The 26,657-nt window shown below is 62.7% G+C and carries 25 protein-coding genes; 17 read left to right on the forward strand and 8 right to left on the reverse strand.

The window, feature by feature from the left end:
* Positions 1 to 28: 28 nt before the first annotated feature.
* From M0D67_RS03260 to thiL, 3 genes are all read right to left on the reverse strand, one after another.
* The gene (locus M0D67_RS03260) at positions 29 to 529 is read right to left on the reverse strand and encodes a CinA family protein (protein ID WP_154558107.1); all 501 of its coding nucleotides are present in this window, start codon (positions 527 to 529) and stop codon (positions 29 to 31) included.
* A 96-nt stretch (positions 530 to 625) separates the two neighbouring features.
* Entirely contained in the window at positions 626 to 1,198 is a 573-nt protein-coding gene (locus M0D67_RS03265; RefSeq protein ID WP_171926716.1) for a phosphatidylglycerophosphatase A, read from the reverse strand.
* A complete protein-coding gene (thiL, locus tag M0D67_RS03270; RefSeq protein WP_154558106.1) occupies positions 1,188 to 2,186 on the reverse strand; it encodes a thiamine-phosphate kinase in 999 nt (332 codons plus the stop codon). Before thiL ends, M0D67_RS03265 begins: the two co-directional genes overlap by 11 nt.
* Before the next feature lie 207 nt (positions 2,187 to 2,393).
* Here thiL and M0D67_RS03275 point away from each other — a divergent pair, with 207 nt between their 5' ends.
* The 3 genes from M0D67_RS03275 (at position 2,394) to M0D67_RS03285 (ending at position 6,144) form a co-directional block, all read left to right on the forward strand.
* Positions 2,394 to 4,733 (forward strand): NADP-dependent malic enzyme, encoded by a 2,340-nt coding sequence (locus M0D67_RS03275; protein WP_171926714.1) that lies wholly within the window; start codon positions 2,394 to 2,396, stop codon positions 4,731 to 4,733.
* Positions 4,734 to 5,150: 417 nt separating this feature from the next.
* Entirely contained in the window at positions 5,151 to 5,567 is a 417-nt protein-coding gene (locus M0D67_RS03280) for a ribonuclease (protein ID WP_171926713.1), read from the forward strand.
* A gap of 16 nt (positions 5,568 to 5,583) precedes the next feature.
* Positions 5,584 to 6,144, forward strand: a complete 561-nt coding sequence (locus tag M0D67_RS03285) for a barstar family protein (protein WP_054034683.1) — start codon at positions 5,584 to 5,586, stop codon at positions 6,142 to 6,144.
* A gap of 100 nt (positions 6,145 to 6,244) precedes the next feature.
* On the opposite strand, the gene M0D67_RS03290 is transcribed toward M0D67_RS03285, so the two are convergent.
* From M0D67_RS03290 to speE, 3 genes are all read right to left on the reverse strand, one after another.
* Complete coding sequence (locus M0D67_RS03290; RefSeq protein WP_154558103.1) at positions 6,245 to 6,985, reverse strand: 16S rRNA (uracil(1498)-N(3))-methyltransferase; 741 nt, start codon at positions 6,983 to 6,985, stop codon at positions 6,245 to 6,247.
* Positions 6,986 to 7,004: 19 nt separating this feature from the next.
* Positions 7,005 to 7,418, reverse strand: coding sequence for a glyoxalase/bleomycin resistance/extradiol dioxygenase family protein (locus tag M0D67_RS03295; protein ID WP_054034519.1), 414 nt, complete (start codon positions 7,416 to 7,418; stop codon positions 7,005 to 7,007).
* A 114-nt stretch (positions 7,419 to 7,532) separates the two neighbouring features.
* Positions 7,533 to 8,420, reverse strand: coding sequence for a polyamine aminopropyltransferase (gene speE, locus M0D67_RS03300; RefSeq protein WP_168435537.1), 888 nt, complete (start codon positions 8,418 to 8,420; stop codon positions 7,533 to 7,535).
* Between the two features lie 291 nt (positions 8,421 to 8,711).
* Here speE and tkt point away from each other — a divergent pair, with 291 nt between their 5' ends.
* Together tkt and gap are read left to right on the forward strand one after the other, a co-directional pair.
* Positions 8,712 to 10,733: a transketolase gene (gene tkt, locus M0D67_RS03305; RefSeq protein WP_154558101.1), complete on the forward strand. Its 2,022-nt coding sequence runs from the start codon at positions 8,712 to 8,714 to the stop codon at positions 10,731 to 10,733.
* A 96-nt stretch (positions 10,734 to 10,829) separates the two neighbouring features.
* On the forward strand, positions 10,830 to 11,840 hold the full coding sequence (gap, locus tag M0D67_RS03310) for a type I glyceraldehyde-3-phosphate dehydrogenase (RefSeq protein ID WP_063497349.1): 1,011 nt from the start codon (positions 10,830 to 10,832) through the stop codon (positions 11,838 to 11,840).
* 88 nt (positions 11,841 to 11,928) lie between these two features.
* On the opposite strand, the gene M0D67_RS03315 is transcribed toward gap, so the two are convergent.
* Positions 11,929 to 12,621, reverse strand: a complete 693-nt coding sequence (locus M0D67_RS03315; protein WP_154558100.1) for a FadR/GntR family transcriptional regulator — start codon at positions 12,619 to 12,621, stop codon at positions 11,929 to 11,931.
* A 227-nt stretch (positions 12,622 to 12,848) separates the two neighbouring features.
* On the opposite strand from M0D67_RS03315, the gene M0D67_RS03320 reads away from it, so the two are divergent.
* The 3 genes from M0D67_RS03320 to M0D67_RS03330 all read left to right on the forward strand — a co-directional run bounded on the left by M0D67_RS03320 (position 12,849) and on the right by M0D67_RS03330 (position 15,848).
* Positions 12,849 to 14,177 (forward strand): C4-dicarboxylate transporter DctA, encoded by a 1,329-nt coding sequence (locus M0D67_RS03320; protein ID WP_168435536.1) that lies wholly within the window; start codon positions 12,849 to 12,851, stop codon positions 14,175 to 14,177.
* A gap of 134 nt (positions 14,178 to 14,311) precedes the next feature.
* Positions 14,312 to 15,322 carry an allantoicase gene (gene alc / locus M0D67_RS03325; RefSeq protein WP_154558099.1) on the forward strand — a complete coding sequence of 337 codons (1,011 nt, stop codon included), beginning with the start codon at positions 14,312 to 14,314 and terminating at the stop codon, positions 15,320 to 15,322.
* A 13-nt stretch (positions 15,323 to 15,335) separates the two neighbouring features.
* A complete protein-coding gene (locus M0D67_RS03330; protein WP_154558098.1) occupies positions 15,336 to 15,848 on the forward strand; it encodes an ureidoglycolate lyase in 513 nt (170 codons plus the stop codon).
* Positions 15,849 to 15,966: 118 nt separating this feature from the next.
* Here M0D67_RS03330 and fur read toward each other — a convergent pair whose 3' ends face one another.
* Positions 15,967 to 16,395, reverse strand: coding sequence for a ferric iron uptake transcriptional regulator (fur, locus tag M0D67_RS03335; RefSeq protein WP_012434340.1), 429 nt, complete (start codon positions 16,393 to 16,395; stop codon positions 15,967 to 15,969).
* A 158-nt stretch (positions 16,396 to 16,553) separates the two neighbouring features.
* Here fur and bamE point away from each other — a divergent pair, with 158 nt between their 5' ends.
* The 9 genes from bamE (at position 16,554) to M0D67_RS03380 (ending at position 26,230) form a co-directional block, all read left to right on the forward strand.
* Positions 16,554 to 17,393: an outer membrane protein assembly factor BamE gene (gene bamE, locus M0D67_RS03340; RefSeq protein ID WP_154558170.1), complete on the forward strand. Its 840-nt coding sequence runs from the start codon at positions 16,554 to 16,556 to the stop codon at positions 17,391 to 17,393.
* Positions 17,394 to 17,596: 203 nt separating this feature from the next.
* Positions 17,597 to 18,394 (forward strand): 4-hydroxy-tetrahydrodipicolinate reductase, encoded by a 798-nt coding sequence (gene dapB, locus M0D67_RS03345; protein ID WP_154558097.1) that lies wholly within the window; start codon positions 17,597 to 17,599, stop codon positions 18,392 to 18,394.
* Between the two features lie 65 nt (positions 18,395 to 18,459).
* Entirely contained in the window at positions 18,460 to 19,176 is a 717-nt protein-coding gene (locus M0D67_RS03350) for a MotA/TolQ/ExbB proton channel family protein (protein WP_154558096.1), read from the forward strand.
* A gap of 28 nt (positions 19,177 to 19,204) precedes the next feature.
* A complete protein-coding gene (locus tag M0D67_RS03355) occupies positions 19,205 to 19,642 on the forward strand; it encodes a biopolymer transporter ExbD (protein ID WP_154558095.1) in 438 nt (145 codons plus the stop codon).
* A 218-nt stretch (positions 19,643 to 19,860) separates the two neighbouring features.
* Positions 19,861 to 22,455, forward strand: coding sequence for a leucine--tRNA ligase (gene leuS / locus M0D67_RS03360; protein WP_154558094.1), 2,595 nt, complete (start codon positions 19,861 to 19,863; stop codon positions 22,453 to 22,455).
* Between the two features lie 91 nt (positions 22,456 to 22,546).
* Positions 22,547 to 23,098, forward strand: coding sequence for an LPS assembly lipoprotein LptE (gene lptE / locus M0D67_RS03365; RefSeq protein ID WP_168435535.1), 552 nt, complete (start codon positions 22,547 to 22,549; stop codon positions 23,096 to 23,098).
* An 84-nt stretch (positions 23,099 to 23,182) separates the two neighbouring features.
* On the forward strand, positions 23,183 to 24,304 hold the full coding sequence (holA, locus tag M0D67_RS03370; protein WP_154558093.1) for a DNA polymerase III subunit delta: 1,122 nt from the start codon (positions 23,183 to 23,185) through the stop codon (positions 24,302 to 24,304).
* Positions 24,305 to 24,430: 126 nt separating this feature from the next.
* Positions 24,431 to 25,702: a glutamate-5-semialdehyde dehydrogenase gene (locus M0D67_RS03375; RefSeq protein ID WP_154558092.1), complete on the forward strand. Its 1,272-nt coding sequence runs from the start codon at positions 24,431 to 24,433 to the stop codon at positions 25,700 to 25,702.
* A gap of 111 nt (positions 25,703 to 25,813) precedes the next feature.
* Positions 25,814 to 26,230, forward strand: a complete 417-nt coding sequence (locus tag M0D67_RS03380; RefSeq protein ID WP_054034510.1) for a CopD family protein — start codon at positions 25,814 to 25,816, stop codon at positions 26,228 to 26,230.
* The last annotated feature ends 427 nt before the right edge of the window (positions 26,231 to 26,657 follow it).

Consider the following 26,657-nt stretch of genomic DNA (forward strand, 5'->3'; position numbering starts at 1 on the left):
GGCGGCGCCTCAGAATTTGAACCGGACGTTAATGTTCGCGCTCGTCGAGCAGGGCCAGCACACCGCGCAACGCGTGCGCGGCGGCCTGCACGCGGATCTTCTCGCGGTCGCCCTTGAAGACCTTGGTTTCGACGGACGTATGCAGCCGATTGCTCCAGCCGAACGACACCATGCCGACCGGCTTGGTTTCCGTGCCGCCGCCCGGGCCGGCAACGCCGGTAATCGAGACAGACACCTGCGCGCGACTGTTGCGCAGCGCGCCCTCCGCCATCGCACGCGCCACCTGTTCGCTGACCGCGCCGTGCTTTTCGATCAGGTCGGTCGGCACGCCGATCATCTCGGACTTCGCCTGATTCGAATACGTGACGAAGCCGCGCTCGAACCAGCCGCTGCTGCCGGAAATATCGGTGATCGCGGTCGCCACCATGCCGCCTGTGCAGGATTCGGCGGTGACGAGCATCAGGCGCTCGTCGCGCAGGCGGTTGCTCACGCGAATCGCAAGCTGGTGAACCACGGAATCGGTAGGCATGGCGTCAATCCGGAAAACGGGGAACTGCTGCGGGAGGCAGTCGGCAGCCGGTGGCCGGCGGGCAAAGGCCGACCGGCACCAGCCGACGGGCAACGGTTAAACCGACATGCGCCAGAGCGCAATCACGAGCAACGTGAAGAACGCAGCGACCAGGTCGTCGAACATGATGCCAAAACCACCTTTCAGTCGGCGATCGAAATAACCGATGGGCGGCGGTTTAACCATGTCAAAGAAGCGGAATACGATGAACGCCCAGAGTTGCCCGGTCAGCGTGACCGGCGTGACCATCAGCAACACCAGCCAGAACGCGATGATTTCGTCCCAGACGACCGGCGACGGATCGTCGGTACCCAGCTTCTTGGCTGTAAAGCCGCAGATCGCAATGCCGCCGAAAAAGCCGGCGACGATCAGCACGCCCCATTCGACCACGGTCAGATAACGGCTCAGGACGGCGAACGAGGCCCATGCGAACAGGGTACCGACGGTGCCCGGCGCAACCGGCGACAAGCCGCTGCCAAAACCCAGCGACAGAATGTGCAGCGGATGCGACAGCATGAAACGCGCGGTGGCGCGGCGTGGCTGAGGACGGGGCGCGCGCGGGCCGGACGCGTTGGGCTGCGGATGGCCGATCAGATCATCGGCGGGGCCCAGCGGGGGATCAGTCTGCATGGAAATGGTCGAAGCCTTGCAACGTCAGAGTGAGCGGCGCGCCGGCGGCATCGCGCCAGCCGATCGCCGGGCGGTCGGCCGCCGTTTGAAGAGCGCTTATTGTACCGATGCGGGTGACCGGCACGGCCACCTCGCGCCCGGCTGCTTCGACCTTGGCGCGCGCTGCGGCCGGTGCGGTGAAGCACAGTTCGTAATCGTCGCCGCCGGCTAGCGTGCAACGTTGCTGGATCTCGGGCGAGAGGCGGCGTAGCGCGGCCGAACGCGGCACGGCGTCGACGTCGACCGTGGCCTGCATTTCCGAGCGTTCCAGGATGTGCAGCAAGTCGCCGGCGAGCCCGTCAGATAGATCGAGCGCTGCGTGCGCGATGCCCCGCAACGCGAGACCGAGGAAGATGCGCGGCTCGGGACGCTCGAGGGCGCGACGAAACGTCGCAGTGTCGCTGGCATCGGCAGACCACTCTCCGCGCTGGACGCCGAGACCCGCGCGCGCGTCGCCGAGCGTGCCGGAGATCCAGATGTCGTCGCCCGGTTGCGCGGCATCGCGGCGCAACGCAACCTGCGGCTGCACGCTGCCGAACACGGTGATGCACAGATTCAACGGGCCGCCGGTCGTGTCGCCGCCGATCAGATTGCAGCGGTAGCGCTCAGCCAGCGCGAAGAGGCCATCGCTGAAAGCGGCGAGCCACGCTTCGTCGGCTTTGGGCAAGGAGAACGCCAGCGTGAACGCCAGCGGCTCTGCGCCCATCGCGGCCAGGTCCGACAGGTTCACCGCGAGCGCCTTGCGACCGAGCGCCTCGGGATCGATGTCGGGAAAGAAGTGGCGGCCTTCCACCAGCATGTCCGTCGATATCGCCAGCATTTCACCGGGGCGCGGCGCGAGCAGGGCGCAGTCGTCGCCGATGCCGAGTTCGCCTTCTGCAGCACGGGATGACGCAGCGGCTGCGCGGCGGGCGAAGAATCGATCGATCAGCGAAAACTCGGAGAGCATGGTGGCAATGGGTGAACGGATAAGTGCAACGAAAAGCCGCTAACGGCGCGCATTGTACGGAGATGTTCGCGGGTAAACACTCTATTCGCGCACAACTCCGATTCGACTGGTGGTTGGCCCAAAGCGTGCCATGTCTGCCTTTCGCTATATTTCAGTCGCGGCAGTTGTACCCGTATTGAAGGAATTGAGCCGGCAATTGGGGCTACAATGCCGTCGAACATCTATTCTAATCCGCCCTTCGAAGCCCGCCTTATGTCGACTCCCGTCAATAGCAAACTCCGCGAAGCCGCTCTCGATTATCACGAGTTCCCGACCCCCGGGAAGATCGCGATCGCCCCGACCAAGCAGATGATCAACCAGCGCGACCTCGCGCTGGCGTACTCGCCGGGCGTCGCGTTCGCGTGTGAGGAAATCGTCGAAAACCCGCTGAACGCCGCCCGTTTCACCGCGCGCAGCAACTTGGTCGGCGTCGTCACGAACGGCACCGCTGTGCTGGGTCTCGGCAACATCGGGCCGCTCGCCTCGAAGCCGGTCATGGAAGGCAAGGCCGTCCTGTTCAAGAAGTTCGCCGGCATCGACGTGTTCGATATCGAGCTGAACGAGTCCGATCCGCACAAGCTGGTCGAGGTGATCGCGGCGCTGGAGCCGACCTTCGGCGGTATCAACCTCGAAGACATCAAGGCGCCGGACTGCTTCATCGTCGAGCGCGAATGCCGCAAGCGCATGAAGATTCCGGTTTTCCACGATGACCAGCACGGTACGGCCATCGTCGTCGCGGCGGCCATCACCAACGGCTTGAAGGTGGTCGGCAAGGACATCAAGGAGGTCAAGCTGGTGTCGTCCGGCGCGGGCGCGGCGGCGCTGGCCTGCCTGGATCTGCTGGTCGACATCGGCCTGCCGCTCGAAAACATCACCGTTACCGACCTCGCCGGCGTGGTCTACAAGGGCCGCGTCGAACTGATGGACCCGGACAAGGAACGCTTTGCGCGCGAAACCGACGCCCGCACGCTCGCTGAGGCGATCGGCGGCGCGGATATTTTCCTGGGTCTCTCGGCCGGCGGCGTGCTGAAGCAGGACATGGTCAAGCAGATGGCTGACAAGCCGCTGATTCTGGCGCTGGCCAACCCGACCCCAGAAATCCTGCCGGAACTGGCGCTCGAAGTGCGTCCGGACGCCGTGCTCTGCACGGGCCGTACGGACTATCCGAACCAGGTGAACAACGTGCTGGTGTTCCCGTTCCTGTTCCGCGGCGCGCTGGATGCGGGCGCGACGACGGTGACGCGTGAAATGGAGATCGCCGCGGTCAACGCGATCGCCGAACTGGCCCGCCAGGAGCAGAGCGATATCGTCGCGACTGCGTACGGTATCCAGGATCTTTCGTTTGGTCCGGAATATCTGATTCCGAAGCCGTTCGACCCGCGCCTGATCGTCAAGGTCGCGCCGGCGGTGGCGAAGGCAGCGATGGATTCGGGCGTCGCCGAGCGTCCGATCGAAGACATGGAAGCGTACGAACAGCATCTGCAGCAGTTCGTGTATCACAGCGGCACGACCATGAAGCCGATTTTCCAGCTGGCGCGTGGTGTCGAGCCGGAGAAGAAGCGCATCGTGTTTGCGGAAGGCGAAGAAGAGCGCGTGCTGCGCGCCATGCAGATCATCGTCGACGAAAAGCTCGCGAAGCCGATCCTGATCGGCCGTCCGGCGGTGATCGAACAACGCATCGCGCGTTACGGCCTGCGGCTGGTCGCGGGTCAGGACTACACGGTCGTGAACACCGACCACGACGAGCGTTACCGCGATTTCTGGCAGGAATATCACAAGATGATGTCCCGCAAGGGCATCACCGAGCAGATGGCGAAGCTCGAAATGCGCCGCCGCACCACGCTGATCGGCGCGATGATGGTGGAAAAGGGCGAGGCGGACGGCATGATCTGCGGCACGGTGTCCACCACGCATCGCCACCTGCACTTCATCGATCAGGTGATCGGCAAGAAGGAAGGCGCGAAGGTCTATGCGGCGATGAATGCGCTGGTGTTGCCGAACCGCCAGATTTTCCTGGTCGACACGCACGTGAACGTCGATCCGACGCCGGAACAACTCGCTGAGATTACGATCATGGCAGCCGAGGAAGTGCGCCGCTTCGGTATCGAGCCGAAGATCGCGCTGGTGTCGCATTCGAACTTCGGTTCGAGCAATGCGCCGACCGCGCAGAAAATGCGCGACACGCTGGCGATCCTGCGCGAGCGCGCGCCCGACCTGCAAGTGGACGGCGAAATGCACGGCGACCTCGCGCTCGACGCGAATCTGCGCCGCGAAGTGTTGCCCGACTCGACGCTCGAAGGCGATGCAAATCTGCTGGTGCTGCCGAATATCGACGCGGCCAACATCTCGTACAACCTGCTGAAGACCGCCGCGGGCAACAACATCGCGATTGGTCCGATGCTGCTCGGCGCAGCCAAGCCGGTGCACGTGCTGACGGCCTCGGCCACGGTTCGCCGCATCGTCAACATGACGGCGCTGCTGGTTGCCGACGTAATCGCCTCCCGCTGATCCTTGATCCGGGAATGAAGCGTGGCGCCGCCTAATTGGGCGCCGCGCAAAAAAAAGGCGTGCCCGCAATGGGCACGCCTGCGGGTGAACAGGGGATAGCCACCCTAAAAAAGGCCGAATGAGACCATTCCGCCTTCGAGAGACTGCGGGAACCGCAAGGCTTTCATTAGAGGGAATGGGCCGCGCAATGGGCGCCCCGTGGGTTTGTGCGCGCCCCATTTGCTTCGTCAGGTTAATTTTAGCCTGCACAAGCTAAATATTCTGTCAAAAGTCGTCAAAGCCCGTTCCGTGGCTCTTTCCCACGCGATTGGAAGCTTTTGCCTGTCCGGCGAACGTTGATTCTGTGGGGTTTTAGCGATACCCTTACGACTTTCATGGTCGTCAAACTCGTGATCTAACAGCGGGGAACCTTGATTCATGGCACGCAAGTGGCTGCGCATTAAAGGCGTGCTGATCGGTGCTTTGACGCTCTGCGCTTTATTCGGCTCCGTGCCTGGCGCGTTTGCGCGCGACTACACGACATCTGCCGATACACAAGCTCAGGTGCAGGGCACTATTGCAGCGGCACAGTTGCCGCGCGAAGCGGTCAATACATTGAACTTGATTGCCGCGGGCGGGCCTTACCCGTATGAGAAGGACGGCATCGTATTCGGCAATCGCGAACGGTTGCTACCACCGCATCGGCGCGGCTATTACCACGAATACACCGTTCCTACGCCTCGTTCACGAAACCGCGGGGCGCGTCGCATCGTCTGCGGAGGTCCGCTACAGCGGATCGACAACTGTTATTACTCGGACGACCATTACACCAGTTTTAATCGTATTGTTGAATGACATCGGGATGAACGGCATGAGCGACAACGTCTACGCGCACGACTCCGGAGTCGCGACGGATCTTTTCGCGGCCGGCGACGGCAATTTGTTCCAGCGCGTCATGCGGATGCGCGCCGGCGACCAGGGCCGGGATACCCAGAGCGAAGGCAGCACTGTGCTTGCATCGAATGAGGAGCCCATGAGTCTTTTCAAGACCGTACGACCGAACATCGTACAGTCGATCCGCGCGTTTCGCGTGCAGGATCTCGCTGACGAGGCCAACCAGCTCGGCCAGCACTTTCTGTACGCGTACTGCGCGAACGCTCAGTCCAAACAGGAAGTGCTGGAGACCATTGCTACGTCGTTCCTGTTTCCGAAGCATTTCGGCAAGAATTACGACGCGCTGTACGATTGCCTGACCGATCTGGTCCATAAGGCAGGTGCGCAGCCCGGCTTCGTGATCGTGCTCGAGCAATTGCCGGTCGCGCAAAAGTTCGACAAGGAAGGGCGCGAGACGCTACTTGACGTGTTCCGCGAAGCGTCCGAGTTCTGGGCCGAGCGCAAGGTTGCGTTCCGGGTGTTTTATTCGTTTGCGTAAGGTAGGCCTGAGCACTTTGCCTGAATGGGGTGTCTGAGTACCGCTTACCGCTGTAAAAGAATGAGAAAGGCCCGCCAATTGGCGGGCCTTTGCTTTTGGCTTACCAGCCGCCCCAGCGAGCTGCTAACGCCGAGAGCACTGCGATGCCTGCGGTTTCCGTGCGTAACACACGCGGACCGAGACCGACGGCGGTAAATCCGTGATCAGTCGCAGCGGCTTCTTCCGCTGCCGAAAAACCGCCTTCCGGGCCGACCAGCACGGTCACGCGCCCGAACGGCGGATTAACGGGCAGCGCCGAAAAGCTGATGCTGGCGCGCGGCGACAGCAGAATGCGCATTTCGCCTTCTTCAGGCGCGCGGGGCAGCGCGCCGAGCCATGTAGCGATCTCACGCACCGGCATCACTTCCGGCAGGCGATTGCGCCCGCACTGCTCGCACGACGCGCGCACGATGCCTTGCCAATGCACATGCCGCCGCTGCGCGCGGTCGCCAGAAAGACGCACGACGCTGCGCGTGGTGGTCAGCGGCACGAAACACGATGCCCCGAGTTCGACCGCCTTCTCGATGAGCCAGTCCATCTTGTCGCCGCCGGCGATGCCCTGCGCGAGCGTGAGGTGATACGGCGCTTCCACTTCAATATCGCGGAATTCGCGAATTCTCACCTTGGCCGAGCGGCGTTCGACTTCGACGAGTTCGGCGCTGTATTCGCCGCCTTCGCCGTTGAAAAGCACGATCGAGTCGCCGGGCTGCAAACGCAGCACGAGGATGTGGCGCGTGACGTCATCGGGCAACTGCATGATGTCGTCGGGCTTGAGGGCCGTACCGACGAAGAAGCGAGGCATCAGAAAAATACTCATTGGTTCAGGAAAGGTGGCGAGCGAGCGCCCAACGGTAGCCGTCCAGATCTTCGACCTGGGCAAACCGGTCGCCCCAGAATTGATCCTGTGGCTCGCTCAGCGATTTTGCGCCGGCGGCCAGCGCCCGCGTGTAAACCGCGTCGACATCGTCGACATAGACATAGAACGATTGCGGCGCGATCGCGCCCGCGCTTTTGGGTGTTTTCGCCGCCGAGCCGAACGCGCCTTCCGGCGCGAACATCACGATCAGCTGGCCTTGATAGGTCATCTCGACATGCATGACGACACCGTCGTCCTGGACGCTATCACGGACCTCGAAGCCGAATGCCGCTTCGAAGAACGCCGTGGCGGCACGTGCGTCGCGCACCGTCAGATAGGGGGTCAACCAGGGCACACCGGCTGGGCGGGAGGCGGTCATGGGGTTCTCCGGATCTTTTGGGGTTGCGGGATGCATGCTGCGAGGCCAGACGGGCGGTCGCGCATCGATACACCGATGGCGCGCGCCGACCGAACGGTGCATTCTGCCCACGCGTTAGCTTGATGGCTTTAAGAATTGACTTAGTTTATCGCGCACGGACCGGGATGCCGAGAACAGTCCGGCATGCAGGGCCGGGTCGTAGTGCTTCAACGAGTCGATTCGGCGCTCGGCAAGGCGTTCGGAGAGTGCTTCGGCGGTGAGGGCGGCGGGGTTGAGCGTGTCGCTGGCAGTCGCCATCATCCAGAGCGAACCGTAGAGCGGGATGAAGGTGCTCATTGTGCGCACGATGGCGAAGGTGTCGCGCAGATCGTCGAGCAGGCCGGCGATGCGCTCCGCGTGGAAATAGGGAGAACCGAGATGCAGCGAGAGCGCGGCGGTTGGGCTCATGACGCGCTTGAGCCGCGTATAGAAGTCCGGGGTGTAGAGGCCTGAGGCGGGCGAGTCTGGCGGTGTCAGGTCGAACACGACGAGATCGAATTGTGCTGTCGCTGGGGCCGATTGGGCGGCCCCCGTGACGTAATGCGCGGCGTCGCCGATCACCAGTTCGACGCGCGGATCGTCGAAAGCGCCGCCGTGCACCTCGGGCAGATACTCGCGGGTCAGGCGCACGACTTCGGCATCGAGCTCCGCCACGACGATCCGCTCGATGCCCGGGTGCTTCAGCAATTGCCGCGCAGCACCACCATCGCCGCCGCCCAGCACCAGTGCTGCGTTCGGCGATGGATGCGCGAGCGCGGCCGGATGCACCATGCATTCGTGGTAGATGAATTCGTCGCCGGTGGAGGTCATCGGGCGGCCGTCGAGCGTAAACAGCCGGCCGAGCTGTGGCGTGTCCCATACCTCGATCCGCTGGTAGGGCGAATCGACGCGCGCAAGCCGCCGCGCGTTCGGAAATCCGTAGACGGCGTCGGCGGTGGGGTGGAACAGCAAGGGAGCGCTCACGGATGACGGGCTCCGTTGGGAGCGCGGTGGGTTGGTGTCGCTCAATTGTAAAGGCGCAGGCGTCGCGCGGGCCCGGTCCGCGTGCGGAACCAGCCTGAAACCAGGCCGCCAGGCGGCTTTGCGCGAGGGGTGCCGGCTAACGTTCTGTTAGAATGTCACGCTTTCAGCCTTGTCCGTTTGCTCTGCCCGTTTCGCGTCTCCTGGCGCCGCACCGTGCGCCGAAGTGGACTGGCATTCGAGCATCCGGGCCTCAAGCGCGCACCGCCTTCTGACTCTGTCTCCGGACTCGACATGACGACCCCGTCTCCCGCACACACTTCCCTGATGGCCAACGCAATCCGCGCGTTGTCCATGGACGCCGTTCAAAAAGCGAACTCCGGCCACCCCGGCATGCCGATGGGCATGGCCGAAATCGGCGTGGCTTTGTGGTCGCGCCATCTGCGTCACAACCCGAAGAACCCGCAATGGGCCGATCGCGACCGCTTCGTGCTGTCGAACGGTCACGGCTCGATGCTGCTGTACTCGCTGCTGCATCTGACCGGCTACAACCTGCCGATGGAAGAGCTGAAGAACTTCCGTCAGATGCATTCGAAGACGCCGGGTCACCCGGAATACGGCATCACGCCGGGCGTCGAGACCACCACCGGCCCGCTCGGCCAGGGTCTGGCCAACGCAGTCGGCATGGCGCTCGCCGAATCGCTGCTCGCCACCGAATTCAACAAGTCTGACGCGAAGATCGTCGACCATCACACGTATGTGTTCGTTGGCGACGGCTGCCTGATGGAAGGCATCTCGCATGAAGCCTGCTCGCTCGCGGGCGTGCTGAAGCTGAACAAGCTGATCGCGTTCTACGACGACAACGGCATCTCGATCGACGGCGAAGTGGTTCACTGGTTCCACGACAACACGCCGAAGCGCTTCGAAGCGTACGGCTGGAACGTGATCCCGAACGTGGTCGGCCATGACGTCGACGCGGTCGACGCCGCGATCAAGCAAGCCAAGCAATCGGACAAGCCGACGCTGATCTGCTGCAAGACCGTGATCGGCGAAGGCGCACCGACCAAGTCCGGCAGCCACGATTCGCACGGCTCGCCGCTCGGCGACAAGGAAATCGCGGCCACGCGCGAAGCGATCGGCTGGAAGTGGGAGCCGTTCGTGATTCCGCAGGAAGTCTATGCGGCATGGGATGCAACAGAGGCTGGCGCACGCAACGAATCCGACTGGGACAAGGCGTTTGCAGCTTACGCAGCCAAATACCCGCAGGAAGCCGCTGAATTCAAGCGCCGCGACGCGAAGCAATTGCCCGCCGACTGGAAGGAAAAGGCGAAGGCGATCATCGCCGGCGCGAACGAACGCAAGGAAACTGTCGCGACGCGTAAGGCATCGCAACAGGCTATCGAAGGTTTGTCGGCCGTGTTGCCGGAACTGCTTGGCGGTTCCGCCGACCTGACCGGTTCGAACCTGACCAACTGGAAGGCCGCCAAGCCGGTGCGTGTGAACGCCGAAGGCAAGGCTGCCGGCAACTACGTGAACTACGGCGTGCGCGAATTCGGCATGAGCGCCGCGATCAACGGCATCGCGCTGCATGGCGGCTTCAAGGCCTTCGGCGGCACGTTTCTGACGTTCTCGGACTACAGCCGCAACGCGCTGCGCGTCGCCGCGTTGATGAAGTCGCCGTCGATTTTCGTGTTCACGCACGACTCGATCGGTCTGGGCGAAGACGGTCCGACCCATCAGTCGATCGAACACGTCGCAAGCCTGCGTCTGATCCCGAATCTGCAAGTGTGGCGCCCGGCCGATACGGTCGAAACGGCGGTGGCCTGGACCCACGCGGTCGAGCATCATGGCCCGTCGTGCCTGATCTTCAGCCGTCAGAATCTGCCGTTCTCGGAGCGTACTGACGCGCAGATCGCCAATATCGAGAAGGGTGGTTACGTGCTGCGCGACTGGAACGACGAGATCGTCGCGCGCAAGGTCATCCTGATCGCCACCGGTTCGGAAATCGAACTGGCGTTGAACGCGGTCGAGCCGCTGGCTCGCGAAGGCATCGCGGCACGCGTCGTGTCGATGCCGTCGACCACCGTGTTCGACAAGCAGGACGCCGAGTACCGTGAACGCGTGCTGCCGAAGGGCGTGCGCCGCGTCGCGATCGAAGCGGGTGTCACGGATTTCTGGCGCAAGTACGTGGGTCTGGAAGGCGGCGTGGTCGGCATCGACACGTTCGGCGAATCGGCCCCGGCTGGCGTGCTGTTCAAGCATTTCGGTTTCACCGTCGAGCACGTGGTAGAGACGGCAAAAGCCGCACTCGGCTGACCTTCGGTAAGCGCAGCCGCGTGTGCCCCACGCGCGGTTGCGCCGGAAGGACAGGCCAACATGGACGATTTTTTTTCAGCCATCAGGAGATAGATCATGACGATTCGCGTCGCAATCAACGGCTACGGCCGGATCGGCCGCAACACGCTGCGCGCCTTCTATGAAAACGGCAAGAAGCACGATATCGAAATCGTCGCCATCAACGATCTTGGCGATGCCAAGACCAATGCTCACCTGACGCAATACGACACGGCGCACGGCAAGTTTCCGGGCGAAGTCTCGGTGGACGGCGACTACCTGGTCGTCAACGGCGACAAGATCCGCGTGCTGGCGAACCGCAACCCGGCAGAACTGCCGTGGGGCGAGCTGAACGTCGACGTCGTGATGGAATGCACGGGCTTTTTCACGACCAAGGAAAAGGCCAGCGCGCACATCAAGGGCGGCGCAAAGAAGGTCATCATCTCGGCGCCAGGCGGTAAGGACGTCGACGCAACGATCGTCTACGGCGTGAACCACAATGTCCTGAAGGCATCGGACACGGTGATCTCGAACGCATCGTGCACGACCAACTGCCTGGCACCGCTCGTCAAGCCGCTGAACGACAAGATCGGCCTCGTGAACGGTCTGATGACCACGATCCACGCGTACACGAACGACCAGGTTCTGACGGACGTGTACCACGAAGACCTGCGCCGCGCGCGCTCGGCTACGCACAGCCAGATCCCGACGAAGACCGGTGCTGCATCGGCAGTGGGTCTCGTGCTGCCGGAACTGAACGGCAAGCTGGACGGCTACGCGATTCGCGTCCCGACGATCAACGTGTCGGTCGTCGACCTGTCGTTCATCGCTGCACGCGACACGACGGTCGAGGAAGTCAACGCGATCATGAAGGAAGCGTCGGAAGGCTCGCTGAAGGGCATCCTCGGTTACAACGACGCACCGCTGGTCTCGATCGACTTCAACCACAACCCGGCTTCGTCGACGTTCGACGCAACGCTGACCAAGGTGTCGGGCCGTCTGGTGAAGGTGTCGAGCTGGTACGACAACGAGTGGGGCTTCTCGAACCGCATGCTGGACACGGCTGTGGCGCTGGCCAACGCGAAGTAAGCTGGTGTTCTAGCTTCGTGTGTTTCTGCTGCTGGCCGTGGGCCGGTGGCAGGGCAACTGCAAAAAACCGCTCCTCGGAGCGGTTTTTTTACGCCTGAGGCGTGGGGAAATAGACGCCGGCGCGCTGCGCGGCGTTCGAGATATGCGTTTCGATCGCCTTGCCGGCGGCAGCGGAATCGCGCGCCTTGAGCGCGTCGAGAATCGCCCGATGCTCGGTGTACGTAGACAGCACTAACTCGCGCCGATAAAACGGCATCCGCTGGCTTTCCTTCATGATTTCCGCGGCACTGCTCAGAATCGATTCGATCGCCGCGTTGCCGGCAATGCTCACGATGCGCATGTGGAAGTCGTAGTCGAGGCGAGCGGCTTCGTCGAGTTCGTCGCAGGCGAGCGCCGTCTGCATGGCCGCAATGTTGTCTTCGAACCAGGCGAGGTCGGAATCGGTGACAGCCAGCGCCGCCATGCGCGCGATAAAGCCTTCCAACGCGAAACGCATCTGGTACGTATCCGGCAGCGACGACTGCTCCGCGAAGCGCCACGGTTGCGCAGCCGCGGCCTGCGCACTTTCCACATAAACGCCCTTACCGGGACGGATCATCAGCAGACCGAGCGCTTCGAGCGTCGAGAGCGCCTCGCGCAACGATGCGCGGCTGATCGCCAGTTCCTCGGAGAGCTGACGCTGTGCCGGCAGCAAACTGCCCACCGGATAGACGCCCACTTCGATCCGTTCGCGGATGGTCGCGATGGCGGCATCGGTGACGGTGTGCGGAACGTTTTTCATCGTGGCTCACTTGGGTGCGCGGTCTGACCAGCATTGTAATACGCGTTCTGAACGCTCGTACGACGGGCCGTTTAACGTGCGCAATCCGGCCCCGGAACTGCAAAAAAATAGCGGGTAAACGCTATTTAACGAATCCTTGACGCCAGTATATCGGCTTCCTACTATTCGAGATAACAGAACTGGTCGGACCAGTCTGAACAGATGTGAATCGCAACCAGGAGGAAGCCGTGTTGAAATTCTTCAATTCGCTGTTTGGCCGGGTCGTCATAGCGTTGGTCGCGGGCATCGTGATCGGCGCCGTGTTCCCGCATTTCGCCCAATCGCTGCGCCCGCTCGGCGACGGCTTTCTCAAGCTGATCAAGATGGTGATCGGCCCGATCGTTTTCTGCGTCGTGGTGAGCGGCATGGCGCATGCCGGCGATCTGCGCAAGGTTGGCCGCGTCGGCCTGAAGGCGGTGATCTACTTCGAGATCATGACGACGATTGCGCTCGTGATCGGCGCGGTGCTGGCCTACGCAACACGGCCTGGCGTCGGCATGAACATCAACCTGCATTCGCTCGACCCCGCTTCGCTGTCGACCTACACCGAGCACGCGAAAAGCCTGAAGGACACGGCCGGCTTCCTGCTGAAGATCATCCCCGACACGGCGATCAACGCATTCGCCACCGGCGACATCCTGCAAATCCTCGTGTTTTCGGTGCTGTTCGGCTCGGCGCTGTCGCTGTTGGGCAATAAGGCACAGCGCGTCAGTAGCCTGATCGACGAGCTTTCGCAGGTGTTTTTCCGCGTGATGGGTTTCATCATCAAGCTCGCGCCGCTCGGCGTGCTCGGCGCGATCGCGTTCACGACCGGCACCTACGGCGTCGAGTCGCTCAAGCAACTCGGCATGCTGGTGCTGGTGTTCTACGCGAGCTGCTTCGTGTTCGTGGTGGTTGTGCTGGGCGTGGTGATGCGTCTGGCTGGCTTCAGCATCTTCAAGCTGATCCGCTATCTTCGCGAGGAGCTTTCGATCGTACTGGGTACAGCCTCTTCGGATGCCGTGCTGCCGCAGATCATGCGCAAGCTCGAATGGATGGGCGTCAAGGATTCGACCGTCGGACTGGTCATTCCGACCGGCTACTCCTTCAATCTGGACGGCTTCTCCATCTATCTGACGCTTGCGGTGATTTTCATCGCGCAGGCCACCAATACGCCGCTGTCCATCCACGACCTGATCGTAGTGGTGCTGGTGTCCCTGGTGACGTCGAAGGGCGCGCACGGCATTCCCGGCTCGGCCATCGTGATTCTGGCCGCGACGCTGTCCGCGATTCCGGCGATCCCCGTGCTCGGCCTCGTGCTGATTCTGCCGGTCGACTGGTTCGTCGGCATTGCCCGTGCGTTGACCAACCTGATCGGCAATTGCGTGGCGACGGTGGTGGTCGCCGTGTGGGAAAACGATATCGACCGGGCGCGCGCCCATCGCGTGTTGAACCGTGACGCAGCGCTGCGCTACGTACCCGCAGGCGAAGATGTAGGCGCCGAGCCGGCCGCCGGCGAACACGCACCGGCAGTTTGAAAAAGCACAACCGCAGTTGCGCTGTGGCCAGATTCATCGCTATTCAACCGCGCGCCAACGCAACGCGCGTTCTGACCCGGCGGATGCGCTGACTCCGCCGCCTCTTCCTTACTTTTCGTTGCCTGACAGAGACTATGGCTAATCCGATCCTCGACCCTAACGCTCCTGCTTTCACCCGTCGCTACATGAACCTCGCCGACCCGCGTCTTGGCGCGCAGGCGCTCCACGCGAGCGACGAATTCTTCGCCCCGAAAGAACGCATGCTCGAGCCGCAACCGGCAGTGTTCATTCCCGGCAAGTACGACGACCACGGCAAATGGATGGACGGCTGGGAAACCCGCCGCAAGCGCACCACCGGCCACGACTATTGCGTGATCCGGCTCGCGCGGCCGGGCGTCGTGTACGGCGTCGATCTGGACACGAGCCACTTCACCGGCAACTTCCCGCCGGCCGCGTCGATCGATGCATGCTACGTGGACGGCGACGTTCCGCCCGACAACGCCGACTGGCAAACGCTCGTGCCGGCCACCACGCTGCAGGGCAATCAGCACCATTACGTCGAAGTGAACGACGCCCGCGCGTTCACCCATCTGCGCGTAAATCTCTATCCAGACGGCGGTCTCGCGCGTCTGCGCGTGTATGGCCAGCCGAAGCGGGACTGGGAGCGCGTCGAGCGCGGCACGCTGCTGGATCTCGCCGCGATCGAAAACGGCGCGTACCTTGTCGCCGCGAACAACCAGCATTTCGGGCCGGCCTCGCAGATGCTGATGCCGGGCCGCGGCGTCAACATGGGCGACGGCTGGGAAACGCGACGCCGTCGCGAGCCGGGCAACGACTGGGCGATCGTCGCGCTTGCGCGGCCGGGCGTGATTCGCAAGATCGAAGTCGATACCGCGCACTTCAAGGGCAATTATCCCGATCGCTGTTCGCTGCAGGCGGCCTCGGTGACGGGTGGGACGGACGATTCGCTCGTCACGCAGGCGATGTTCTGGCCGGTGCTGCTCGGCGAACAGAAGCTGCAGATGGACCACGTGCACACGTTCGCGGACGACATCGCCTCTCTCGGCCCGGTGACGCATGTGCGTTTCAATATCTTCCCGGACGGCGGCGTATCGCGTCTGCGCTTGTGGGGCGAGATCGCATAACGGAGTTGCGTCGATGAAAACCTTGCATGTGGAACGTCTGACGCGCGCGGCCTTCGCGCCGTTCGGCGACGTCATCGAACTGGACGGCGCGCGCCATTTCCCGATCAACGGCGGCACGACCGAGCGCTATCACGACCTCGCGAACGTCGACGTGACGGAGCACGGCGGCCGGCCGTTGATCAACCTGTTTCGGGCGCAACCGCGGGCGCTGCCGATCGAAATCACGATGATGGAGCGGCATCCGCTGGGCAGCCAGGCTTTCATTCCCTTAACGGAACGGCGCTATCTGGTGGTCGTCGCGCCGGCGGGAGAGTTCGATCCGGCGCGGATGCGGGCGTTCTGGAGCGACGGTTGGCAGGGCGTGAATTATTCGAAAGGTGTTTGGCACCACCCCCTGCTCGCGCTCGATCAGGTGAGCGATTTTGTGGTGGTGGATCGTGGCGGCGAGCAGCCTAACTGCGATGAATTGTCATTGGCCGAGCCGTGGCGGCTGCTGTTCGAAGCGAGCGTCGAGCTGGCGGAATAGGCTGGAATCGCAGCGCCGCACGCGTAAAAAAACCCGGTCGATTTGCCGTCGACCGGGTTTTTTCTTTGCCCGCCGAACCGCGCACCCCCGACGCGGCCGGCATCTCAAGCATTCGACTTCAATGCTTGCGATGCGGGCAATTCTCCTTGGTGCACGCGCCGTACAGCGCCAGCGCATGTTCCTGCAGCTTGAAGCCGCGTTCCTTCGCGATGGATTGCTGGCGGCTTTCGATCTCGGAGTCGAAAAACTCTTCGACGAGCCCGCAATCGAGGCAAACGAGGTGGTCGTGATGCGACCCTTCGTTCAATTCGAACACCGCTTTGCCGGATTCGAAGTTGCTGCGCGACAGCAGGCCAGCCTGCTCGAACTGCGTCAGCACCCGATACACGGTTGCGAGACCGATATCGAGCTCTTCGTGCAGCAGGTTGCGGTAGACGTCTTCTGCAGTCAGATGACGCACTGGGCTATGCTGGAAAATCTCAAGGATTTTGAGGCGCGGAAGGGTCGCCTTGAGCCCGATATTCTTGAGATCGGTTGGATTGGTCATGACAAGGGATCCCTAGAGTACAATGCTGGGCTCTCATAGTAATGTGTTTTTGCCGTTCTGGTCATCTTCGATGGAATGAAACTCGCGCGGCTCGTCAGCGGGCCCGCACGGTGAGTGAAATGATTTCAAAATCTCAATTGATCTACCGGGGGAGCCGCATGCGGGGTACCTTGATCGCTGTTGCGACTGTCGCGGTTCTTGCCGGATGTTCCACCTACGACAGCTTGACGCAGCGCGTTGCCCAAAGCATTACCCCGTACCGTATTACGGTGGTGCAAGGCAATTTCGTCTCGCAAGAAGCGGCTGCCCAGATGCAGGTCGGTATGTCGCGCGCCCAGGTGAAGCAGTTGCTCGGCACACCGTTGTTGACCGACATGTTCCACGCAGACCGCTGGGACTACGTGTTCTATTTCAAGCGCGGCTCGACTAACGTCGTGCAGCAGCGCGACTTCGTGATCCTGTTCGCGGGCGACCGTGTCGCCAGCTGGTCGGGTGGCGAAGATCTGCCGTCCAACCTCGAGTTGCTGGCTGAAATTGACGGCGACAAGTCCGGCAAGAAGAAGGCAGCCGTGCCGAATGTGGCAAGTGCTGCGACTGGCGCCAGCGCGCCGGTGGCTGCTGCGCCGGCTGCCGTGGACACCACGAGTTCGCCGTCCGTCGACGCCGCCGCGGCAGCAGCGGCCGTGCCGTCAACGGACGCCAACGCCGAAGCCGCGCAGGCCGCGAATCGGCTGACCAATGCGGTGCAATCGCCGTCGGGCAAAACGCAGTCGTCGGTGCGCTCCACCGCGCCGACCGCCAACGGCGGCGGTATTCCGCAGCAAGGCCCCACGGCCGCCGGGCAGCCGCAGTTCCAGTTCCATCGTCCGCCGCCGCCGCAGGTTCCAGGCACGCAGGATAATCCGGTGGGACCGACGGGCCCGCAAAGCAGCAATGGCGGCCCAACGCATAACGCGCCGTTGACGTCTTCTTCGTCCACTGTGGGAACGGGCGGCTAGGCACGCTGTCCTTCTCTTGGGACGTTTAAGACGGGCGCTGCGTCGGAATGTACCGTGCGCAGCGCCCGTCAGCCGTTCTGCCGTACCTGTACTGGTCGTCTGCTGGTCCTGTATGTGCGGCGCCCGGGTGTGCTGCCCGCCGCCGCTTTTGCCCGCATTTGACGGGTTTTGCCGCGTTTTACCCCTTTCGAACCCTCGTAGCCATGAAAATTGCCATTGCTGGCGCATCGGGCCGTATGGGCCGGATGCTCATCGAAACCGTCCTCAATGATTCCGACGCCACGCTGTCCGGTGCGCTCGACCGTGCGGGCTCCTCGCAACTCGGTCAGGACGCCGGTGCGTTTCTCGGCAAACAGACGGGCGTGCTGCTGACGGACAACGTCGAGCGCGTGTTCGCGGAATCCGACTACCTGATCGACTTCACGCGTCCCGAAGGCACGCTGATGCATCTGGAAGCCGCGCAGCGCCACAACGTCAAAATGGTGATCGGCACGACCGGCTTCGACAACGAGCAGAAAGCGCAACTGCGCGCCGCGGCGGACAAGATCGCCATCATGTTCTCGTCGAACATGAGCGTGGGCGTCAATGTCACGCTGAAGCTGCTCGAATACGCCGCGAAGCATTTCGCGACCGGCTACGACATCGAAATCATCGAGGCGCATCACCGCCACAAGGTCGACGCGCCGTCCGGCACGGCGCTGACCATGGGTGAAGTGATCGCCAACGCGCTCGGCCGCAATCTCGACGAATGCGCGGTCTACAGCCGCGAAGGCGTGACCGGCGAACGCGATCCGTCCACGATCGGTTTTTCGGCAATTCGTGGCGGCGATATCGTCGGCGACCATACGGTGCTGTTTGCCGGCATCGGCGAGCGCATCGAAATCACGCACAAATCGGCGAGCCGCCTGTCGTATGCGCAAGGCGCGCTTCGTGCTGTACGTTTCCTCGAAAGCCACGAGACGGGCTTTTTCGACATGCAGGACGTGCTCGGGCTGCGTTGAGCAGCCACGGGGCCTGCGCAGGGCCCCGTTACGCCCCTGTAATCACTTTCCGATAGCGAGGTCAGATGGCAGGCAGCAGCGGCATCATCCACTACCTGGAAACCAGCGACGCGATCACGCATGGCGTCGCGTATGTGCTGCTGGCCATGTCGATTGCGAGCTGGTGCTTTCTGATCGTCAAAAGCTGGATCCTCACGCGCGCCAAACGTCAGGCCACGCCGGCGATTGCGCAGTTCTGGCAAGCGTCGACGTTGTCGGACGGCGTCGCGGCAATGAGGCGCGTGGACCGCGAGCGCGTCTTCACGCCGCTCGCCGAGGCCGCGTTGCATGCCGCCGAAGTGGACATTCCTGGCGTACTGCTTGCCCGCGTCGAACGCGGCGAGCGGGTGTTGCGGGCGCTGCGCCAGGCGCTCAACGCGTCGCAGCGGCGGCTCGAGTTCGGCCAGGTGCTGCTGGCCTCGGTCGGCAGCACGGCGCCGTTCGTCGGCCTGCTCGGCACGGTTTGGGGCATCTATCACGCGCTCGGCAGTATCGCGGCGAGCGGTCAGGCGCAGATCGAAAACGTCGCGGGTCCGGTCGGCGAGGCGCTGATCATGACGGCTTTCGGCCTCGTGGTCGCGATTCCGGCGGTGCTCGCCTATAACGTGCTTGGGCGGATGGTGCGGCAGTTGTCGGAGGAACTCGACGGCTTCGCGCACGATCTGCACGCCTATGTGTGCGCGCCGGCGGATCAGCCCCGGCCTCAGCCGCAGCAAGCCCAGGCCCGGACCCCGACCCACTAAGCGCAGCGCTCAGGCAGAAGGAGGCGACATGGCATTCGGCGGACTCGAAAAAAAGCAGACGGCTGCGCCGATGGCCGAGATCAACATGACGCCGTTGATCGACGTGATGCTCGTGCTGCTGGTGATTTTTATCATTACCGCGCCTTTATTCACGCATGCGATCCGGCTCGATTTGCCCAAAGTCGCGGCCGCGCCCGCGCGGCAAACGCCGCAAACCATTTCTCTTTCAATCGATGCCGCCGGCAAGCTGTACTGGAACGGCAGCGTCATTACGCTGCAGCAGATGCGCGCGCAATTCATGGCGGCGGGCAAAGCGGCGCAGACCGACCAGCCGGAGATCCACCTGAGCGCCGAGCGCTCCACGCGCTACGAAGTGATCGCGCAGGTGATGGGCGCGGCGCAGCAGGCCGGGCTCGAGCGGATCGGTTTCGTGACGGATCCGCCGCCGCCGGGCGCTAAACCCTAGCGGCGTTATCGGGCGGCGCCGCGCCCGGCGGGCCATGCCGCAAACATGCCGCCGCTCCTGCGCCTGCGAGGCCGCCCCGCGCGCCACGCCACGCGGCGCACCCGTCCGCGGACGGTATAATCAGCCCTTTCCCCCGCAGAAGGGGAAACGACGCCATTTCATCCAGCAGAGCACCAGGCCCGGTGCGAAAGCACCGAACCCAGCGATTCCATCACACCATGCACGAAAAATACGTTCCCTCCGACGTCGAAGCCGCCGCGCAAGGGCAATGGCGCGCCATCGACGCGTATAAGACGTCGGAAACCACTGATAAGCCCAAGTTCTATTGCGTCTCGATGCTGCCGTACCCGTCGGGCAAGCTGCACATGGGGCACGTACGGAACTACACGATCAACGACGTGATGTACCGCTATCTGCGGATGAACGGCTACAACGTGCTGATGCCGATGGGTTGGGACGCGTTCGGCATGCCGGCGGAAAACGCCGCGATGGCCAACAACGTGCCGCCGGCGAAGTGGACCTACGACAACATCGCTTACATGAAGAAGCAGATGCAGTCGATGGGCCTCGCGATCGACTGGTCGCGCGAGGTCGCAACCTGCAGCCCCGATTACTACAAGTGGAACCAGTGGCTGTTCCTGAAGATGCTCGAAAAGGGCATCGCGTACAAGAAAACCGGCACCGTTAACTGGGACCCGGTCGATCAGACCGTGCTCGCCAACGAGCAGGTGATCGACGGCCGCGGCTGGCGTTCGGGCGCGCTGATCGAAAAGCGCGAAATCCCGATGTACTACATGCGCATCACGCAGTACGCGGATGAGCTGCTGAACGACCTCGAAGGCCTCGGCTGGCCCGAGCGCGTCAAGATCATGCAGCAGAACTGGATCGGCAAGAGCTTCGGCGTGAACTTCGGTTTCCCGTATGAAATCGACGGCGAACAGAAGCTGCTGCGCGTGTTTACCACGCGCGCCGACACGATCATGGGCGTGACCTTCTGCGCGGTCGCCGCCGAGCATCCGCTCGCCACGCGTCTCGCGCAAGACAAGCCGGAACTGCAGGCCTTCATCGAAGAATGCAAGCGCGGCGGTGTGGCTGAAGCCGACATGGCGACGATGGAAAAGAAGGGCATGGCCACCGGCTTTTACGTCACGCATCCGCTGACGCAGGAACAGGTCGAAGTGTGGATCGGCAACTACGTGCTGATGAGCTACGGCGAAGGCGCGGTGATGGGCGTGCCTTCACACGACGAGCGCGACTTCGCGTTCGCGAAGAAATACGGTCTGCCGATCAAGCAGGTGATCGCCCTTGAAGGCAAGGAATACTCGACCGAAGCGTGGCAGGAATGGTATGGCGAGAAGGAAGGCGGCGTCTGCATCAACAGCGGCAAGTACGACGGTCTGAACTACACGCAGGCAGTCGACGCGATTGCCGCCGATCTGAAAGAACTCGGCCTCGGCGACAAGCAGATCACGTGGCGTCTGCGTGACTGGGGCGTGTCGCGCCAGCGTTATTGGGGCACGCCGATTCCGATCATCCACTGCCCGACCTGCGGCGACGTGCCGGTGCCGGAAAAAGATCTGCCAGTGGTGCTGCCGGAAGACCTCGTGCCGGACGGCACGGGCAATCCGCTCGCGAAGTCCGAAGCGTTTGTGAACTGCACCTGCCCGACCTGCGGCGGCGCGGCCAAGCGCGAAACCGACACGATGGATACATTCGTCGATTCGTCCTGGTACTTCTACCGCTACGCGGCGCCGGACGCGAAAACCATGGTCGACGAGCGCACCGATTACTGGGCGCCGATGGACCAGTACATCGGCGGCATCGAGCACGCGATTCTGCACCTTTTGTACTCGCGCTTCTGGGCGAAGGTGATGCGCGACATGGGCTTGATCGAGTTCGGCGAGCCGGCCAAGAACCTGCTGACGCAGGGCATGGTGCTCAACGAAACTTACTACCGCGAAAACGAAGCGGGTAAGAAGACCTGGTACAACCCGGCTGACGTCAACGTCTCGTTCGACGACAAGGGCCGCCCGGTTGGCGCCGTGCTGAATTCGGACGGCCAGCCGGTGGTGCTCGGCGGCGTCGAGAAGATGTCGAAGTCGAAGAACAACGGTGTTGATCCGCAATTGCTGATCGATCAACACGGCGCGGACACAGCGCGCCTGTTCGTGATGTTCGCCGCACCGCCCGAGCAGCAGCTCGAATGGTCGGGTTCGGGCGTGGAAGGCGCGAGCCGTTTCCTGCGCCGCGTGTGGAGCTTTGGTCACGCGAATGAAGCAGCGCTGCGCGCCGGCGGCAAGTTCGAAGCCTCGCAACTCGGCGAAGTCGACAAGGTGCTGCGCCGCGAGATCTACAGCGTGCTGAAGCAGGCCGACTTCGACTACCAGCGTTTGCAATACAACACGGTGGTGTCGGCGGCGATGAAGATGCTCAACGCGCTCGACAGCGCGAAGGGCGCGCAACCGGCCGTGCTGCGCGAGACGTACAGCGTGATGCTGCGCGTGCTGTACCCGGTCGTGCCGCATCAGACGTTCCAGTTGTGGCAGGAACTCGGTTACGCCGACGAATTCGGCTCGCTGCTCGACGCAGCATGGCCGAAGGTCGACGAACAGGCGCTCGAACAGGCCGAAATCGAACTCGTGCTGCAGGTGAACGGCAAGGTGCGCGGTGCGCTCACGGTGTCGAAAGATGCGACACGTGAAGCGATCGAACAGCTCGCCGCTGCGCATGAGGCGGTCGGGAAGTTCAGCGAAGGCAAGGCACCGAAGAAGATCGTCGTGGTGCCGGGCCGTCTCGTGAACGTCGTCGTTTGAAAGCCCACCGAAACATGACAGCAGGCAAGACGCCGCCGCTCATGGCGGCGCTTGTCTGCGTCGCGGAATCTACTGCGAACCAGGAGCCCATGTGACTCGCAGATCGTTATTGACGCTGGTGTGCAGCGTGCTGATGTTGTCCGCCTGCGGCTTCCAGTTGCGCGGCCAGCAGGACTACGCATTCAAACGACTCTTTATCTCCGGCGGTTCGGCAGCGGCCGGCGCGCGGCTCACGCGTATCGTGCAGGGCGGCAGCGACACGGTGGTGGTCACTTCGGTCGCGAATGCCGACGCAACGCTGCAGATCACCGAAGGCCGCGGCCTCAGTACGCTCACGCTGAACTCGCTCGGTGTCGTCGAAGAGTATGCGATGAATCTCTCGATGACCTATACGCTGGTCGGCAAGGACGGCACGGTGCTGATTCCGCCGAGCGTGATCGCGCTAAACCGCGCGATGACTTACAGCGACCAGTTCTCGCAGGCCAAGGCTGCTGAAGCCGACATTCTGTACGCGGACATGGAGAACGACGCGATCGACCAGTTGACGCGCCGTCTGTCGCTGGTGCGTTCGCTGCATCCGGAGCCGGGTCAGCAGGTGCCGGCGGTTGCGCCGCGCGCGCCGTTACCGCCGCCGCCGCTGTGAGCGGTGTGCTGTGTCTTTGTTTAGTGTGCTGTACGTGCTCTTGTACCCGCTCATGTACTCGTTCAACCTCGCCGATCGGTAGCCATGCAACTGCGACTTGACGCGCTCGAAACGCATCTCGCGAAGGGACTCGCCGGACTGTACGTCGTGTATGGCGACGAGCACCTGCTCGCGCAGGAAGCGTGCGACCGGATTCGTGCGACGGCGCGTGCAGCCGGTTTTACCGACCGCTCGGTGTTCACCGTCGAGCGCGGTTTCGACTGGAGTTCGCTGCTTGGCGCGAGTCAATCGATGTCGCTGTTCGGCGACCGTCAACTGGTCGAATTGCGCATTCCATCGGGCAAGCCCGGCAAGGAAGGCGCGGATGCGCTGAAGGCGCTCGCTGCCGCCGTGAATGACGACGTGTTGACGATGATCACGCTGCCGCGATTGGACGCCGCCACGCAAAAGTCTGCATGGTTCACCGCGCTGTCTGAGGCTGGCGTCGCGCTGAAAATCGATCCGGTCGAGCGCGCACAGTTGCCGAATTGGGTCGGTCAGCGACTCGCGGCTCAGGGCCAGCGGGTTGCCGCTGGTGAAGAAGGGCGGCGCGCGTTGGCGTTCATCGCCGAGCGCGTGGAAGGTAACCTGCTGGCAGCGCATCAGGAAATTCAGAAGCTGGGGCTGCTGTATCCGGCCGGTTCGTTGAGTTTTGAACAGATTCAGGACGCTGTGCTGAACGTCGCCCGTTATGACGTTTTCAAGCTGAACGAGGCGATGCTCGCCGGTGACGTTGGCCGTCTGGCGCGCATGCTCGACGGGCTGCGCGGCGAAGGCGAGGCTGCGGTGCTGGTGCTGTGGGCCGTTGTCGAAGAAGTGCGCACGCTATTGCGGATCAAGCGTGGCGTGGCGGCAGGCAAGCCGCTAGCGATGCTGGTGCGTGAGAACCGCGTCTGGGGGCCGCGTGAGCGGCTGATCGGACCGGCGCTGTCGCGCGTCACCGAGGGGGCGCTTGAAAAGGCGCTCGCTTTGGCGGCGCGGCTGGATCGGCAGGTGAAGGGATTGTCCGGCGGCACGCCGGGCAATCATCGCAACGATCCGCCGCCTGATCCGTGGGACGGCTTGTTCGAACTGGCGATGACAGTCGCTTCGCCGGCAAAAGCGGCGCCCGTGCCGCCGCCACGACCTCGCTCTGCGGGTGCCGCACCTGCTCGCAGGCCGGCCTGATCAGGCCCCGCCGGCACGGCTTGTGGCGGCGAGCAAAGCTCCGCCACCCGACTTACAATCGTTTGATCTTTCGCTAATTCTGCCTGTCCGCCGCACCTCGACGTGCGCGGCGCTATGAGACTCACCATGGATATCGACCAGTACATGACCGACCTCGGCCGCCGCGCCCGCCACGCATCGCGTGCGATGGCGCGGGCGTCGACGGCGGCAAAAAACGCCGCGCTCGCGGCTGTTGCTCACGCGATCGAACGCGATGCCGCGTTGCTGAAGGATGCCAATGCGCGTGACGTTGCCCGTGCACGCGAGAAAGGGCTCGACGCCGCGTTCATCGACCGTTTGACGCTGTCGGACAAGGCGCTCGGGACGATGGTCGAAGGCTTGCGGCAAGTCGCCGCGCTGGCCGATCCGATTGGCGAGATCAGCAACCTGAAGTATCGGCCGAGCGGCATTCAGGTCGGTCAGATGCGCGTGCCGCTCGGTGTGATCGGCATCATCTACGAATCGCGCCCGAACGTGACGATCGACGCGGCCGCGCTGTGTCTGAAGTCGGGCAATGCGACGATCCTGCGCGGCGGGTCGGAAGCGCTGGAGTGCAACACGGCGTTGGCAAAGCTGATCGGTGAAGGGCTGGAAGCCGCCGGTTTGCCGCAGGACGCGGTGCAAGTCGTGGCCACGTCCGATCGCGCCGCGGTTGGCAAGCTGATCACGATGACCGAATACGTCGACGTAATCGTGCCGCGCGGCGGCAAGAGCCTGATCGAGCGGCTGATGAACGAAGCGCGCGTGCCGATGATCAAGCACCTCGACGGCATCTGCCATGTTTATGTCGACGATCGCGCCGACGTGGCGAAGGCGTTGACCGTCTGCGATAACGCGAAGACGCACCGCTACGGCACCTGCAACACGATGGAAACGCTGCTGGTGGCGCGCGGCATTGCGGCTGAGGTGCTGCCGCCTTTGGGCAAGCTGTATCGCGACAAGGAAGTCGAACTACGCGTGGACGCGGCAGCGCGCGCGGTGTTGTCGGATGCAGGCGTGGGCCCGCTCGTCGATGCCACCGAAGAAGACTGGCGCACCGAATATCTCGCGCCGGTGCTGGCGATCAAGGTGGTGGACGACCTCGATGCGGCCATCGACCACATCAATACCTACAGCTCGCAACACACCGACGCGATCGTCACCGAAGACCATGACCGCGCGATGCGTTTCCTGCGCGAAGTCGACTCGGCAAGCGTGATGGTCAACGCGTCGACGCGCTTTGCCGACGGCTTCGAATTTGGTTTGGGCGCGGAGATCGGCATCTCGAACGACAAGCTGCATGCGCGTGGGCCGGTGGGGCTGGAAGGGCTGACGTCGCTGAAATACATTGTGCTGGGGCACGGCGAAGGCCGGCAATAACGGTTCGCTGCCGGCGCGCTGTTGTCATCCTTGGGATGGCGCATGCTTTCCGTTCAGTGCGCGGGTAGCCCCTGTTCATTTCCACGCTGACAAGCAGTACGAGGACCGCTGATGCTTTGGGTAAAGACGTTTCACATCGTTCTGATTGCTTCCTGGTTTGCCGGCCTGTTCTATCTGCCGCGCATCTTCGTCAATCTGGCGATGGAGACGGAGCCCGCCGCCACGGCGCGCCTTCTGACGATGGCGCGCAAGCTGTTCCGCTTCATGACGTTTATCGCGGTGCCGGCGCTCGCTTGCGGTCTGTGGCTGTGGCTCGCGGTCGGCATCGGACGTGGGCAGGGCTGGATTCACGCGAAGGTCGGTGTGGTGGTGTTGCTGATCATTTACCACGCGTATTGCGGCGTGCTGTTGCGGACATTCGAGCGTGGCGAGAATCGCCGCTCGGATAAGTGGTATCGGATGTTTAATGAACTGCCCGTGCTGGGGATGCTGGCGGCAGTGGCGTTGGTAGTTATTAAGCCGTTTTGATAAATAGGAATTCTCCTATTTATTTTTGTCGATCAAATTTTTATCCACCCGCGCGGTGTTTAAAATCGTGCTGGATGCGATTCAATAATCGAATGTTGAGTGGTTGGCATTCGTCAAGAAGTGTTGATTTAATCTGGCTGTCTCTACGCCAACCTCTTCCAGTCAAAGTGCTCCCATAGTAGGTGATTCGTTCAGATTTTTCTTGATCTGAACGTGACGTTGCTCGTGCGCTTGCGCTGAATCCTTCCGTGTGTCCGTTATCCGCAAGCCATACGCAGTAGGCTGTTTGCTGCCCGCGAGTCCTATTTTTGTCAATCTGTCGTTGTGCATTCTTATTGTTCCATAGGATTTAAGAACTGTCCTATTAATTTGAGAATTGCCCGGTCATATAGTGGTTCCATTCCAGAGGGATTAATGGGATGGTCAA

It is taken from the genome of Paraburkholderia sp. SECH4 (genome assembly GCF_030511745.1).
GTDB classification, from domain to species: domain Bacteria; phylum Pseudomonadota; class Gammaproteobacteria; order Burkholderiales; family Burkholderiaceae; genus Paraburkholderia; species Paraburkholderia madseniana.